Genomic DNA, 15,660 nt, shown 5'->3' on the forward strand with positions numbered 1-15,660 from the left:
TCGGAGACCAACGATGAGCCCACCCACCCTGCAAGACGGCATGGTCGTCATGTCGCGCGACGAGTTCGAAGAGCTGCTCGCGCGCGCCGCCGAGCGCGGCGCGAGGCGCGCCCTGGTCGACGTCGGCCTTGATGGTCCCGAGGCGGCGAACGACATCCGCGAGTTGCGCGGTCTGCTCGAAGCCTTCAACACCGCCAAGCACACTGCGTGGCAGACCGTCGTCAAGATGGTCACCACCGGATTCCTGCTGGCGCTCGTGGCGGGTGCTCTCATCAAGCTCAAGGTGTTCGGAGGTGGCCAATGATCGAGACCCTGCTTGGTGGCCTCCTCGGCGGGGCCTTCCGTCTGGCGCCCGAGATTCTCAAATGGCTCGACCGCAAGGGCGAGCGCGGTCACGAGCTGGCGATGCAGGACAAGGCGCTGGAGTTCGAGAAGCAGCGCGGCGCCCAGCGCATGGCCGAGATCGCCGCCGCCGGCGAGGCCGCCTGGAACAGCGGTGCGGTCGAGGCGCTGCGGGAAGCCGTCGCCGCCCAGGGCCAGCGGTCGGGCGTCCGGTGGGCCGACGCGCTCTCCAGCAGCGTGCGGCCGGTGATCACCTACTGGTTCATGGCGCTGTACTGCGCGGCCAAGACCGCCGCCTTCGCCGGCGCGGTCGATGCCGGCGTGGACTGGATTCCGGCCATCCAGGCCGCCTGGACCGAGGCGGACCAAGCGCTATGGGCCGGCGTGCTGAATTTCTGGTTCCTCGGCCGCGTGTTCGATCGGGTGCGCCCGTGATCGAAGTCCCGTCGACCGCGGTCGACCTGGCCAAGCGCTTCGAGGGCTTCCATCGTGTTCCCAAGCACGATCCGCAGCGTCTCGCGCACCCCTATGTCTGCCCGGCAGGGTATTGGACCATCGGCTACGGTCACCTTTGCAAGTCCGACCATCCGCCCATCACCGAGGACGAGGGCGATATCTATCTGGCCCAGGATCTGCGAACCGCGCTCGCCGCCACACTGCGCTACTGTCCGGTGCTGGCGACGGAGCCCGAGGAACGGCTCGCGGCCATCGCGGACTTCACGTTCAACCTCGGCGCAGGGCGGTTGCAGACCTCGACTCTACGGCGCCGGGTCAACCAGCGCGACTGGTCGAGCGCTGCCAAGGAGCTGCGGCGGTGGGTGTATGGCGGCGGGAAGATACTACCGGGACTGGTGGCCCGCCGCGAAGCAGAAGTCTTCCTGCTGGTGTCCAGCTGACATCAGACCGTCGGCATCTGGTGACCCAGGCCCGGCGACAGCAGGCCAGCGATTTCCTCAAGAAGAGAGCGCAGTTTCGCGTGATCGGATTGAGCGATCGCCATATCGATCCGGGATGACCAGTGTCCGTGCCGGTGCAGGTTCGCAGCCCGTTCCACAATCCTTCTTGCCGCACGTTCTCGGATTTCCCGCTCTGGCGCCGCATCGCCAGACAAACGAGCTGCTATAGCCGTTCTGAGCTCCACAACCTGCTCATCCCCACCGAGTAGAACGAATGCAGCGAGACCGCAAAGTCCCCTTTCCAGAACGCCCCATCCTGTTTCGTATCTCCCGCCTTTGAACGTCCACGACAACAGGCTTTCCCCGATCTCCTTAGCGATATCATCACAACCGCGATTGCGCGCGTCCATTGCAGCTTCGAACAACGTCTCGGTCATCCGGAAATTCTCAACGAACGTCACCGTGTCCTTGTCATCGGGAATCCAGGTCAATGTAGCGATCAACCAGCGCGCATGCTTCCGAAGTTCCTCTTGGCTGTGATGGTCGCATGCGGGCGCATTTGACACTGCCAACAGGATTTCCGTCACGCCCGTTATCCAGTGAATCATGTCAAACGCGAAGTGGGATTTTGCCTGTATGGCTGCAAGAAGTAGCTCTTTCTCCGTTTGGTAGAGGCCGTCTGCCCAATGCTCGATGTTCCGTATGACCGATTGGGCGTCCGCATTGTCCGGTTGCGCTTCAGAGATCGCGTTTGCCAAGGCAGTAAGCCGCGCCCTCAAGCTCTGCATGCTCGTCGACGAGTAGTACGGCCCCAGGAATGTGCTATGGCTGCTCGATAGAGGTGCATCTGGCACCTTAAGAAACAACTTCGCAACCAAGGCCACGTCTCGGCGGATTTCTCCAACCGCGAAATGGATGTCGTGGCTCCTGGATCGAAGGAGGTCGAAAGTCAGATTCGCAAGCTGCGTCATGCCTTCCATCGTAACTGGGCGGTAATCCTCTTTCGCGCAGCCAGTGCACGCGATCAAAGCAATCTTTTCACTGAGTACCGCTATGTCATTCGGATCTCCATGGGCGAGGACATATCGCGCAGACTGTCCCATCAGCCGTTGTCCCTCCAGCAGAACATCGGCCATATCGTGAGGAACCACGGTCTGTACCGCGCTCGAAAGGTATCCTGCGGCGAGTTGTGCGTGGCTTTTTGCAGCAAATGGGCTCGAGTAATCGATGCCCAGATACACCTGAACAAGCGCAGCCATAGCTTGCAATGTCTGTTCGATTTGCTGCTCATCCCGGCGCGCAATCCCACTCTGGGCGTTTTGCCGCAGGTGCTCCAGTGTGTCGTTGAAGAAACTGTCGCTGGAAAGAGGATTGTCGACAAATGGGTTATTGGCGTAGAAGGTTTTCCCCTTGGACTCGATGTATGCAGCATTGATGCCGACGACGGCGTTCAGCGCCGCGCCGGAAACTTCATAATCCCCTTGCTCTGCATAGCGCCGAGCAAACGACATTGCATGTCGGATCGCTCGTTTCGCGCCATCGGTCCATCGATTGTTGATCTGGAAGAAGGCCGTACGGGCCAAGTCATGCGTGGAGTCCGTGGGTGACGACGTGGCACTTGCAGGTTCTTCGCGCTCAAGGAGTGGCATTGCCCGCTGAGCCCGCCGAGCCCAGGTCCGCAATTCCTTCCGGGTGTCTTGAATGAGTATGCCGAGTTGCTGCAAGGGATTGATGAGAACCAAAGCGCGCCGATAGGCGTACATGAACGAGATCAGTATGAATCCGACCGCCCAGGAGGTCGCGAGAACGACGTGCGCCAGTCGAGCTTGATCGACGAACGTCGACAGCGTGGCGACGCCGATTGCCAGGAGGAATGCCAGCGCGAACGCGCCGAGCAACTTCAGATCCGCACTCAGACGACGAAATAGCCCGTGAGGCATGCGCTCAATGTTTACCTGCATGGCGAATAGCACGAGCGATGTCACAATGGCGGCCGCACCGATCAGCGCGCTTCCGGTGTTCAGAATCAGGCCGCGCAGCCCCTCGATCGCTTGTTCTGTTGCGTAGTGGACTTCAAGCGTGGACTGGAGAGCCGGTGACAGATAAAAGCTGGCTGAAACGAGAAGGACCAGACCCGCAGAAAATGCGATGCTGCCATATCGAAGTCCCCATCCTGCAAGCCGGTATTTGGCTCTGTATGCGTACTGCCACAATGCCGCGATTCGTCGCCGAATCGCCTTCCTCGTGCGTGCGACGGTGGGCTCTATGGCTTTTGGCAAGGGCATGAGCGATTGTCACCGTCCAGGATGTAGGCACACGAACTGGTTCCCGGCTCCCTCCGACCTCACTTCCAGGTTCGGACTCTTCGACGCAAGGTAGCCAAGCGGCTGTTCCAACACGAAGGGATAAAGCACCGCCAGCGACGACAGGGTCGGAACCGATACCGCTTTGCCGACGTAACGCAGTGCCGCCTCGACCAGCCAGGCCACAGCCTGTTCGTTGCTGACCACGATCGGCTTCATGCGCACGAGGCGCTTGCCTTTCTCGACGCGTTCAATCGCGCCCCAGCTTGCTTGCGACTGCAGCACCATGTTGGTCATCCGGTACGTGCCTTCGCGTTCGCCAAAGGACTCGCTCATCCGGCGATGGACTTCGGCAGAAGCGCAGTCACCCTGCAACGCCGAAAGGCGCCCCACCAGCTCCGCCACCTTGCCGAAGAACGGATAGGTGGCAACGGCCATTCCCCAGGTCAGAGCAGCGATAGGTACGCTCGGATCGGCTTTGAAAATTCCGACACCGCGCTCCGCGAAATCGGCGAGTTCGGGACGTGGCTCCAGCCACAGACGATTCAGTACGGTCCGTGTCTTCTTTCGTGCTGCCACGCCCAGGCCAGCAGCGTCCAGCAAGGTATTCAGCTCATCGAGCGTGCCGAGTTCTGTACGCACCCTAAGCGCGGCAGCCGCCCATTCAAGCGGGATGAAGCGATCAAAGCCAATTTGCGGCGCTGACGACGTCATTCGATTCAATTCACGTAACTCACTTTGACGAAGGGCACGATCAGCTCCTCCACGGAGATGCCGCCGTGAACCACGACCTGGTCATCCTTCGGCACAAACGCCCCGCGCCCTCCTGCGAATAGCGGCATGAAGTTCGCGGGTAGTCCAGCGACATCCAGACGGAAGGTCTCCGGATTGGCGGCCGCCGTCTCCGCAATCAAAGCCTCGCTGCGATAGGTCCTGACGCGCTCCCCGCGCAGTTCCGACGCGACTCCCTGGTTCGGGCGGCCAATGCCCACCGCTTCGACGTTGCCGTGGTCAGCGGTCAGGTAGACGTGGAATCCGTTGTCCAGCAGCATCGAGAACAGACGATCCACAAAGCACGACTCGCACCAGCTTGCGATCTGTGCCGCGATGCCCCGTTTTCCGAGGACGGCGCCATGGATGATTTCGTCGACGGTGTCCACGACGAGGCCGGCCACCTTCACAGCCGGATTGTTCAGTGCTGCCTCAAGCGCGGGGAGGTCATCGGTGCGCTTGACTGACTTGCGGTACAGCACCTCGTTTGCGCGAAGACCATGGTCCTGCCAGAACCGCGTCCATTGCGCAGGTTCCTGAGAGGTTGATTCGATGCTGTCGGCGAACTCGCGCGGGCGCAGACCAGAGAACAGCGCCTGCCGGGACACCGATGTCAGGGTTGGCAGCCACGCAAAACAGGCGTTCTCGTCGAACATCAGCCGCTGCGACCGATTGATCACGCTCTCCCGGATCTGAATCCACTGGTCTACGGCCAGCCCGTCGAATACCACCAGTGCGACCTTTGCCTCGCCGTTGCCGCGGCGCAATGCCAGATACCGTGGCACATGGTGGACCATGATCGGCCCTTTGGCCGCCGGCAAAGACGGCAGGTCCGCGTAATGCTTCCCGACCCATTCACGCAGCTGATCGTCGGCGGAGATGACCAGGTCTCGCATCGCTTCTTTGATGCTCTCCGCTCGGGCAGCATCCAATCCATGGAAACGCGAGATGACTTCGCCGAGCCGACGCGAGAAATGGGTCCAGTCGCGGTGTGGTGACTGGATGGTCGGCACTTCCGCCTTCAGGCTCTTGATGCCTTCGAACACCAGGTTCCGCATCGACGCCGGGTCCTGCACCACGCCCGCCTTGGCCCATTCCGGCAGGGTGGCCGGCACGCCCTGGACCACCAGCGGGTGCAGCGTGCCGTCCAGGAACATCGAGTCGACAATCACCCGGACGTCATGGTGGTCGAAAGGCAAGTCGAGTTTTGCGACGTAATCGGGCGGCGTGGGTTCACCGGTGCGGGCACCAGTGATTCCCAGCTTAGTGAGGTAGCGAAACCAGGCTTCCTGCACCACACGCAGGGTGATGCTCTTGTGCGCAAACAACTCGGCGATGGGTATGCCCTTGAATGCGTTATGCTCACCGACCACGTGCCCCACGTGCTGCGCGAGCACGCCCGGAAGGGCCGCCTCGCGGTAGTGCAGACGGAGGAGCTCACGCCAAAAGTCCTCCGGCCGCGTGATGAGGTGCGGGCTGATGCGGAAGATGTGCGTCAGCACGAACTCCTTGGTCGCCGCTTCGCCCAGCGACTGATGCGCGTGCCTCGCCTGCGCTTCGAACAGCGCGGGCAGCATCTCGCTGCCCAGCTGCCTCACCACGGCATAGCTGAGCTTGGGGAACAACTCGGCGAGACTCAGGCTCAGCTTCCGCGCCTGACGCAGGTAGTCCCAAGGCAAGTCGGCGACGTTCATTCCCCGCAGATGGAGGATTAGTGCGCGGGAGGGACCCGGCTCGCCCCGGTCCCACGCCGCCCGATAGCGTTCCTCGTACTCTGCCCGGAAGGCGATGCTGTCCTCGAAGGGCAGTACCTCAAAGCCACGCTCGCGCAGTCCCGACAACACTTGCTCATCCAGCAACACATCGTCCGGGTCGGCGACGATCCAGAGCCGGGCTAGATCGACGGGAAACTCCTTCAGGATGCGGTCAACCCAGGCTGTCATGCTTGCGCACCTCCCAGGTGACCAATGCGAAGCATCAGCACCGCATTGAGATCCGGCGTGCAGCCTTCCGCATCCGCCAGGGCCGCCATGCGCGCATCGTGCTCAGCTTCGAGCCGTTTGCGGCGGTGCTCCCTGACCGCGGGAAGACCGATGCGACCGATCGCCTGGTAACGCGCCTCGAAGGCGTAGCGCGCCCGTTCGCGCTCCTCGGCGAGCCAGGTGCGGTGCTCCCCCAGCAGCTCTTCAAAGAGCCGCTCCCCCTGGGCCTTGGCCGCAGCCAGCGATATTTCGAAGCAGGCCAAGGCGTTCTCCACCTCGACCTTCGGTGCAAGCGTCACGTTCTCGGTCAGCAGCAAATCCCAGATCCGCTTGGCGGTCGGCACGAAGGTGCGACCATCGTCGGTGACAAACACGGGAAGGAACCGCCGCCGGGAGAAGCTCTCGGAGAGGTTGGACGCGCTGATGTTGATCTCCCACAGCGACCACACGCCACGCACCGTATCGGGCAAGCCGGTCACCGTCGCAATCGGCAGCGGCTGGCCCGCCACGCAGCGCGGCAGCTCGCTGATGACTGCGCGGGCGCGCGGGTCTTCCAGCGTGATCCACTCCATCTCAGGGTTGTGTTCGGCGGTACGCGCATCGAAGCAGACGCGGGAAGACTCGCTCCCGTCCGCCCACTTCACACGCCAAGCGTCGCCAACCTTCTCAGCCGCTCCACCTCGCGCAGGCAACCCGGCGGTGATCGCACGCTCCAACCAATACTGCGCTGGATGATCCCGCCACTTGCGGGCATCGCCTGCTTCCAGCACGTGGTCTTCCGTCAACAGATCGGTGTCCTTCCGACTCGCCGCCACCTTCTCCCGAACCTGGTTGATGACTGCATCGCATTCCTTGTCGATCGATGCTGGGTCTTGCAGCCCGTGCACGAACAGTTCGTCGAAGATCGGCTCCACCTCCACCGAGTCCATCACATCGGCCGCCTTGTCGACGCCGAACTCCTGGGCAATGACAGCGAGCTTTTCCTCCAGCACCTCGCGCACCCGGTGCTCCACCGTGTCTTCCAGCACGAAGTTGACTGCCCGCACGACATGGGGCTGACCGATGCGGTCCACGCGGCCGATGCGCTGCTCCAGCCGCATCGGATTCCACGGCATGTCGAAGTTCACGATGACATGGCAGAACTGGAGGTTCAGGCCCTCGCCGCCGGCATCGGTGGAGATCAGTATCCGGACATCTCGTGAGAAGGCCTGCTGGGCGCGGGTTCTCGCGTCCAGGTCCATCCCGCCGTTGAGCAGTGCCACGGAGAAGCCCCGGCTCTCCAGGAACTCGGCGAGCATGGCCTGGGTGGGAACAAACTCGGTAAAGACCAGCACCTTGAGCTGCGGGTCGTTCTCCTCCTGCTGGAGCTTGTAGATCAGTTCGAGCAGCGCTTCCGCCTTGGCATCCGTCCCCTGTCGCTCGGTTTCGCGAGCCAGATCCAGGAGCATCTCGACTTCCGACCTCTCGCGCTCCCAGCCGCTGGCCTGCAGGGCAATGTCGAGCTGGGACTGGCCGTCGAGCTCTGCCCATTCATCCGGGTCCACCGCCTCGAACAGGTTTGCCTGCGCCTGGGGCGCGTCCAGCAGGGCTTGGCGCTTCTCCAGGGTGGCGCGGATGGCGGCCGTACTGGACGTCACCAGGCGTTGCATCAGGATCATCAGAAAACCGATGTGCCGTTGCTTGGCGGCCATCGCCTGGTTGTAGCCGTGCCGGACGTAGTCCGTCACCGCCTCGTAGAGCCGCTGCTGGGCGGCATCCTTGTCCTGCCACGCCACGGCTTGGAGTCGCGTGGACCGGGGTTTGAATAGCGGTTGACCCTCCGCGTCGATGGCGGCCCGTTTCTCGGTGCGAATCACAAACGGGTGCACCCGGTCACGGTGGATGCTGGCTTCGTCCGGAAACGCCTCGCGATCCAGCAACTGCATTAGCCGCATGAACTGGTCGGTCTTGCCCTGGTGCGGCGTCGCGGACAGCAGGAGCAGATAGGGCGCGGCCTCGGCCAAGGCAGCGCCCAGCTTATACCGGGCAACCTGCTCGGTGCTGCCGCCGAGGCGGTGCGACTCGTCGATGATTACCAGATCCCAGCCCGCCGAGATCAGGTCCTCGAAGCGCTCGCGGTTGTAGGTGGCGAGTTGCTCCAGGCTCCAACCACGGCGGCCTTCGATTGGTTTGACCGAGTCGAGCGAGACGATCACCTGGTCATGCATGCGCCAGAGGTTGTCGTCGCCCCCAGAAGCCGAAAGAGCGCCGTTGTCGCGCCACTGGCGAAACGCCGCCAGCTCGGACGCCTCGATGAAGCGGAAATGCTCACCGAAATGCAGCCGCATCTCCGCCTGCCATTGACGCACCAGTCCTTTCGGCGCCACCACCAGCACGCGTCGCGCCATCCCGCGCAGTTTGATCTCACGCAGGATCAAGCCCGCCTCGATGGTCTTGCCAAGACCCACCTCGTCCGCCAACAGGTAACGGATGCGATCCCGGCTCATGGCTCGGTTCAGCGCGTAGAGCTGGTGCGGAAGCGGCACCACGCTCGACTGGATCGGCGCCAGCAGCAGGTTGTCCTCCAGCGCGTCGAGCAGCTTGGCCGCCGAGACCGTGTGCAGGATCTGCTCCACGGTGGGTCGCACGGCAGTCAGATCGCCGAGATCCTGGGCGCGGGCGCGCACCACGGCATCCTTGGCCGGCAGCCAGACGCGATAGGCGACCTCGCCCCACACGTCCTGGCGGTCGATCACCCGACAGGGCGAGGCCTGTCGGGCATGCCAGCACCAGTCACCGATGGCGAAGCCGGGGGCGCCATTCGTCACGCATCGGCCTCCGTACGCGTCAGCGCCTGGTCATACCAGAGCAGCAGCTTCTCGTCTTCCTGCAGCGCCTCGTCCGGGATCTTCTGGGCGACCTTGATGATGGTCTGGTAGTCCTTCCTGCTCCAAGCGTCCTTGAAGCCGGCGCGCAGCACTTCCAGTCGGAACTCCTTTAGCCGGCGCCCAGTGGCGGCCAGGTAGGTATCGAACTCCTTGAGCAGCACCTTCTCGCGTTTCTTCTCCAAGTCCTGCGCCTTGTTCGGATCGGGCACGTACCAGCGGTCCTTGGCCTTGGCGATCAGGCGCCGGTCACTCTTGTCCAGGCCGCGCAGGTCCTTGTGATTGGTGGAGAGATAGCTGTGAATCTGACTGGGTACGTCGCCGGTGCCGTCGTACTGTAGAAAGTTAGCCTCCAGCAACGCTGCCAGCTCGGGCCTTTTTTCATGCTTCTTCCAGCCGGCGCCGAGCTGAGTGATGAACTCGGGATGCAACTCCTGGTAGGTCGACGGACGCTTCTTCAAGAAGTCCGTCAGCCAGTCGATCGCGCTGCGTTCGTCGGAGACGAACAGTTCCATTTGGGGTGCTTGCGCAACCTGAGCGCGCTTCTTGTCGTACTCGGCAACCTGCTCGGGCAGGAAGACCATACCGTCGCGCTCCGGGAAGCGCTGGTACAAACCCTCCTGGAACTCCGGGCTCGAAAGTGGCACCGCCGCGCTGTGGCGTACGAACCAGGCGACCATGCGGTCGAAGAGAATGCGTGGATCTCGCTCGGCAATGAATTCAAGCTGTCCGGCCTTGATCTTGGCGACCGGTAGCTGACGCAGGTGCGTTTGCACGAAATCCCACGCGGATTCCTGCGTTGCGCCTCGTTCCGAAAATCGTTGCTCAAGGCCACCGTTGGGCTTGTAGGCGGAGATAACGAGATCCTGCTTGACAGCAACGGTTGTGGTGACAGCCTTGAAGCTGCCTTGCTGCTTGTCGAGTGCCGACACGTTGGCAACGACAAAACCGGCTTCCTGCATGGCGGTTTGCAGACTATTCCATACGGATGCCTTGGTGTTTGAGAACACTACCGTCATCCAGCGACCAGGTTTGAGGACGCGGTAATACTCAGCAAAGCAGGCCTTCATTAGGTGTCGATAATCGTCGACTGATTTTTGCGCCGACCGGTTCTCCTTTGAACGATCAACAATCGCATCAAGCTCTGCCCGAGTTACAACGCCGTGCCATGATTCTGCGAGGAAGTTCAGCTCTGCGTACGGGATGTTGTCTCCGAACGGCGGGTCAGTGAATATGTAGTCGACGGATGCATCAGCGAGCGCGAGACCCGTCGTTGAAGATGTCCCTAAGATGGTGCCCCCGTGAACAGCCTCGTAGTCCTTCATAGCGGCGACAATCCGCTTCAGCTTGTTTTCGTAGGCGATGAACGGGGACGCCTCTGAAATCAAGGATGGCACGTAGTAGGAGCCAGTTAGCGGATTGTATGGAAAGGAAACTTCTGGCCTATAGCGATTCAGGATTGACAGGTTTACCAGATGGCTATCAAGCCAGAACTTGAGCAGGAGTTTGATTCGCACATCGGTGATAGCACTCGCGTGCTTCCAAAAAGCCGCTATGGCGAGACGTGCGCGGGGGCTATATAGGTGGTGCGTGTGTGTAATCCCCTTATCCCGCATACGCGGCGCTTCCCACATGTCCGAGTAAGGGAACTCCCAGACCGGCACTTCCTGTGGTAGGGCCATAGTCTCAAATCGCTCAATAAGCGCGATGTCCTGCGCAGATGGCTTCTTGACGTGCTTTGTCTTCCCGATGCTGTAGGAAATCAGCGTCGGCACTCGCTTCGGCGTTGAGATGTTCGCGCCAGTGGCAGGGTCACGCCTTTTCACATAAAGGCGGTCCAGCCTTTTTTTGGTCAGCTCGACACCACAGCTAGGACAAGGGAACGCATCCCTCACTTCGTTGCTGTTGGCGATAAGAGCCTCGTCGAGGAAGTTCACCTCACCTGCGCACTCCGGACAGGTGAAGATTTCGCTCCAAACGGTGTATTCAATTCGCCCCTTGGTCTTTCCGTCCGTATGCAGGGTCTCGTACATCCAGCCGATTTCCTGTTCGACCTTCTTGAGCAGTTGTTTCCCCGCCTTGGCGAAATCCTCCACGTCGAACGGCAGGTTGTAGTTGGCCGCGATGAAGGTGGCCGCCGGCGACAGGTCGTTGAGGATGACGCGGCGCGCCCCCCATTTGGGCGCCGGCTTGCCCTCCTTTTTCCACGACATCTCCAGTTCATGCCGATACGCCGCAGGCGCGGAAGCGCACCACTGCGCAGCAACGCCTGTCATGCCTGATCCCGCGAAGCCGTCGAGCACGATGTCGCCTGGCTGCGTGTAGTGCAGGATCGACGGCACGATGGCCAGGTGCGGCACCTTGGTGTGATAGGAATGCGCCTTGTAGATCGGATCGGTCTTGCCCACCGATACGTCGATGGCCAACGGTTCGCGGCTGTACTTCACCGACGGATCGTAGGGCTTGCCATAGTGCTTGACGAAGTCCGCGAGCCACGGGTTCGGGCAGGCGGTGTAGTACGGCGGATCGGACATGGCAAGGATGGCCTCGTCCGTCCCCTGCGGGAAACCTTCCTGCTTGCGGAATTCGGGGTCCTTCAGCTTCTCGGCGAGCAGCCTCAGAAAGTGTTCACGGCGCGCTTGGTCACTCGAAAACGTCTGCCCAAGGCACTCGACCGGACCGGTGTTGGTTGTTGGGCTTTGCAATAAATCATTCATCAATTCGATTCCTCAAGTTCTTCTTCTCGGCGCGCCACATTCCAGCTTTCTCACTCGATCACGAACCGCAGCTTCCCGGCATCCTTGCCCTTGCAGCGCTCATTCATGAACGACTCGAAGCGCTTGCGCAGATCCTCGGGCGTAGCGGGCGATCCGCCGGTGAGCAGCGCCTTTTTGATGTCGTCTCCGGTGACCACAATCTTTTCGAGGCCTGACAGCGCTTCCTGAACTGCCGCGACGAACTCGGGCGCGATCGGATCTGGCAAGGCCTTTGAGGCAAGGAAGCCCTTGATCAGGTCGCGCTGCGCGGCCTTCAGCAACTCGAAGTTGGCCTGGATGATCGGGTCGTCCAGGTTGTCGAGCAGCGTTTGTTGCCAACCTTGGACCAAGCGGTCGAGCTCGTCGTCCAGTGTCTTGAGGACGTTGGCGGCCGGCAGCAGGTCGCCCTGCTCGTTGGCTGGGCGGAAGCTGCAGTGCGGGCAAACGGGGCTGGCTGCGAGCTCGGACTCGACCAGGGACGCGCAGCTCTTGAGCTTGTCCAGCTTGTCCTCGAAGGTGGTGAGCTGGCCGGTGGGCATGAGGGAGATGCCAGCGAGTGCCCGCAGGGTCGTGATGCGCGAGTCCTTGCGCAGGGCAGACTTGCTCTTGTCCTCCGCCACGCCGAGCCGGGCCTTGCTGTGTTGCGCCACGTAGGCGGTGATATAGTCCTTCTTCAGCGTGGCCAGGCGCTGGCGATACTCGGCGGCATGCTGCGCACTGCGGTCCTCGGCGAGTCTATCGAGGATGTCTTTGCGGGCAGCCTGCGCCTGCAGCACCCAGGCATGGTCGGTGGCGAGCACCATCTCGGCCTGTGACAGATACGCCGCCGTGGTACCCAGCTCGGCCACCAAATCGCGCAGTTTCTCCACGGAGGACAGGACCTCGAGGTTCTTCTTCTGGGCATCGATGTCGTCCTGGGTGACGCGCAAGTTCTTGAGCTTGCCAACGGTGTTGTAGGGCGATAGCCCCTCCAGGAATCCTTTCAGCGCTTCCAGCCGCGTGCGCCAGTCGCGCAGCTCTTCTTCGCGCAGCAGGGACTGGCCCCAGAAGCTGAGGCGGTTCTGCAGATCGGTGCCGACCATGAGCACACGCTGCACCTGCTTGGCCACGGCATCCAGCAGTTCCTTGACCGGCTCCTCCCTGCCTTGGGTCGCCATTTGGGCGAGGCCAGACGGCAGGCCCAGCAGCTCGAACAGCGAGCGCAGGACGGCGACATTGATCTCCTTTGGTGCCTCGACGTGCTTGAACTGCTTGAGCTCGTCCAACGCCCGTTCGACCAGCAGAGCCATCTTGCCGGAGTCGATTTTGTCGCCGGTAATGGCCAGCACGATGTCGCCCGAGTAGACCAGGCTGCCCAACACCGCCACGAGCAGGTCGGGTTCCAGGCGGAAACGCACGGGCGCGAAGTACTCGACGTCGGTGGCGCCGCTGATGAGCTCGCTGCGGTTGAGCACCTGGCCGTGGCCTTTGGCCTTGAGTCGGTTGAGCACTTCTTGGGCGTACTTGGATCGCGTGGGCTCGATGCGGTCGCCATCCAGCATCTCCAACGCATCCAGGATGGCGATGGCGTCCTTGGTGCGCGTTCCCCCCGCCAGCGCCTTGAGGGCATTGGTGATGAGCTGCTTGCGGTTGGATTCGGTGACCAGCACCGAGAAGGTCGGATATTCCGGCGCCAGATCCGCGAAGTGGGTACCGAGGGCCAGACCTGAGGTGACGTTGACGATGTCGCGGAAGTTGGCGCGCTCATCCGGCCCAAGCCGCAGCTTGTCGCGCATCGACACGCCCTTGGCCCATTCCTGCAGGGTCTTGGTCTTGCCCTGGTAGGTGACCTCGAAGGCGGTCATCTGTTTGTCCTGCAGCCACTTGCTCATGTCGCGCAGGGCGTCCTTGGCCTTGTCCAGGTAGACGGCCTTGGCCGCGCCGCTGGCGGTCGAGGCCAGTTCCTGGGCGGCGGCGTAGAAGGCGAGATGGCGCTTGATGGCGTCATCCAGCCCCTTCAACCGGAAGAACACCTCGTCCGTTTTGTTGTCATCGCGGAAGCGCGGCGGCTCGAACGGCTGGATGAAGTAGATGTAGAAATCGCGCTCGGGCTGGGCGGTTGGCCGATCGTTGGGCGCCCCGAGGAAGAGGTAGCCGTTGCGCTCCACGCGGCGCTCCTGCCATTCCACCTGGTGCTGCCAGATCTTGTAGCCGGTGACATACGCATGCTCATCGGTGCACTCCATGAGCTGCATGAGGGCGCTGTAGTAGGCGCGATCCAGGGCGTCGTCCGACAAGGCTTCGGCACGCTTCTCGACCTGAGCGTCGTAGTCGACGTCCTTCTTGAGATCGAGGTAGTACTGCTCGGTGTCCGGTGCCTTGGAGATGAACTGACCGTTCACCGTCTTGACGATCTCGCGCAGGGTGGTCTGCACCGCGGTCAGCAGGTCGTCGGATGGCTCACCGCCCATGTCCTCGATGCCGGGTTGGTACAGACAAAGCGTGTCGCGCAGTTCCTCGGCCGTTGGCCCCACCGGCACATAGATGTCGCCGCCGGTGGTCAGCCGGTGCACGGCCAGCCCCTTGATCACCCGCATGGCCATCGCCTTGTAGGGCGGCCGGGTGAACGCCTTTTGTACCCGTTCGCCAAGAACTTCGGCCACCTTCAACACTGGTCCGATGTTCGGGTCCGAGCGCAGCACCGAGTTGGAGGTGACCGTGTCCCAGAACTTGTCAAAGCCGATCAGGCCGGGCCGATCGGTTGGTACATCGTCGTCCAGGAGAGCCTGGATCTGGTCGCGCAAGGTGACCAGAGCGCCGCGCTTTTCGGTGAAGATCAACCGCTCGAAGGTGCCGATGTAGTCCGGGTGGACGGGGAACAGGCGGACGTATTCATCCATCCGCTCGTTCATGCTGCTGTAGAACTTGGCGAAGGGCATGAGGTAGGTGCGGATCTTGTGCTGCTGGTCGGCCGACTTCTTGAGCAGGCGCTCCGCCACGACAAAGCTCACGTCCTGGCGGGCCAGCAGGACCTGGGTGAAGCGCTCGTTCACGCGGCGCAGGCTGTCGGCCACGTGCTGGAAGCGGCTGCTGTCGAAGATGGCCTCCTGCACGCCGGCCACAAAGCGGAAGCGCAGGTGCTTGGTGACCTCGCCGATCTCGCGCAGGAAGGACAGGTCCAGCACCAGATCATGGTCCTTGCGGGAGCGCAGGTATTCGAGGAACTCGTCGACGACGAGGAGGACGCCGTGGTTGGGGTGCACCTCGTCGAACGCGGCCATCATCTCCTCGAAGGCGGCCTTGTTGTTGACCACCTTGTCGGCCGGCGGGAATGAGTAGCTGACGCCATGGTTCTCCAGAAATATCTCGAGCTCTTGCGTGATGATGTCGCGCAGGGGCATCTGGCTGGAGACCTCGATACGGTGCACCTTGAACTTGCCGGCGATCGAACCTGCGGCATCCGCGACCTTGGGATGGCGGAGCATGGGAACGTATGCGGCGTCCTCGGCGATCAGCGACAGCACGGACATCAAGTGCGACTTACCGGTGCCGTAGTTGCCGACCACGAGCACACCTTTGTGATCGACCGATTCGTCGAACGAGAGCTGCGGGATCATCTGCTTGGTGATCCGCTCGGCCATGTCGTCGGAAATGACGTAGGTGGCGACGAGCTTCTTTGCCTCGCCGGGTCGGTTGGCGTCGAGCAGCTGAATGACCGACTCGATCGGCTCGAACTGAATGAGATCCCCGTAGCGCATGCGTTTTCC

General features: G+C 62.0%; 9 protein-coding genes. 3 read left to right on the forward strand and 6 right to left on the reverse strand.

Going from position 1 to position 15,660, the window contains the following annotated elements; genetic code table 11:
• Window positions 1-13: 13 nt before the first annotated feature.
• The 3 genes from H156_RS0108055 to H156_RS0108065 are packed head-to-tail and all read left to right on the forward strand — an operon-like array spanning window position 14 to window position 1,238.
• Window positions 14-304: a DUF6127 family protein gene (locus H156_RS0108055; RefSeq protein ID WP_017365805.1), complete on the forward strand. Its 291-nt coding sequence runs from the start codon at window positions 14-16 to the stop codon at window positions 302-304.
• Window positions 301-777 carry a hypothetical protein gene (locus tag H156_RS0108060; protein ID WP_017365804.1) on the forward strand — a complete coding sequence of 159 codons (477 nt, stop codon included), beginning with the start codon at window positions 301-303 and terminating at the stop codon, window positions 775-777. The genes H156_RS0108055 and H156_RS0108060 overlap by 4 nt, the downstream gene beginning before the upstream one ends.
• Complete coding sequence (locus tag H156_RS0108065) at window positions 774-1,238, forward strand: lysozyme (protein WP_017365803.1); 465 nt, start codon at window positions 774-776, stop codon at window positions 1,236-1,238. Before H156_RS0108060 ends, H156_RS0108065 begins: the two co-directional genes overlap by 4 nt.
• 2 nt (window positions 1,239-1,240) lie before the next feature.
• Here H156_RS0108065 and H156_RS0108070 read toward each other — a convergent pair whose 3' ends face one another.
• The 6 genes from H156_RS0108070 to H156_RS0108095 are packed head-to-tail and all read right to left on the reverse strand — an operon-like array spanning window position 1,241 to window position 15,651.
• On the reverse strand, window positions 1,241-3,523 hold the full coding sequence (locus tag H156_RS0108070) for a hypothetical protein (protein WP_154656696.1): 2,283 nt from the start codon (window positions 3,521-3,523) through the stop codon (window positions 1,241-1,243).
• 9 nt (window positions 3,524-3,532) lie between these two features.
• Window positions 3,533-4,255 carry a hypothetical protein gene (locus H156_RS0108075; protein WP_026046000.1) on the reverse strand — a complete coding sequence of 241 codons (723 nt, stop codon included), beginning with the start codon at window positions 4,253-4,255 and terminating at the stop codon, window positions 3,533-3,535.
• A 5-nt stretch (window positions 4,256-4,260) separates the two neighbouring features.
• Complete coding sequence (gene pglZ, locus H156_RS0108080) at window positions 4,261-6,255, reverse strand: BREX-3 system phosphatase PglZ (RefSeq protein WP_017365800.1); 1,995 nt, start codon at window positions 6,253-6,255, stop codon at window positions 4,261-4,263.
• Window positions 6,252-9,101 carry a helicase-related protein gene (locus H156_RS0108085; RefSeq protein ID WP_017365799.1) on the reverse strand — a complete coding sequence of 950 codons (2,850 nt, stop codon included), beginning with the start codon at window positions 9,099-9,101 and terminating at the stop codon, window positions 6,252-6,254. Before H156_RS0108085 ends, pglZ begins: the two co-directional genes overlap by 4 nt.
• Entirely contained in the window at window positions 9,098-11,875 is a 2,778-nt protein-coding gene (locus H156_RS0108090) for a DNA methyltransferase (RefSeq protein WP_017365798.1), read from the reverse strand. Before H156_RS0108090 ends, H156_RS0108085 begins: the two co-directional genes overlap by 4 nt.
• 50 nt (window positions 11,876-11,925) lie before the next feature.
• On the reverse strand, window positions 11,926-15,651 hold the full coding sequence (locus tag H156_RS0108095) for a DUF6079 family protein (RefSeq protein ID WP_017365797.1): 3,726 nt from the start codon (window positions 15,649-15,651) through the stop codon (window positions 11,926-11,928).
• Between the last annotated feature and the right edge of the window lie 9 nt (window positions 15,652-15,660).

The sequence above is a fragment of the Methylococcus capsulatus str. Texas = ATCC 19069 genome (genome assembly GCF_000424685.1).
GTDB classification, from domain to species: domain Bacteria; phylum Pseudomonadota; class Gammaproteobacteria; order Methylococcales; family Methylococcaceae; genus Methylococcus; species Methylococcus capsulatus.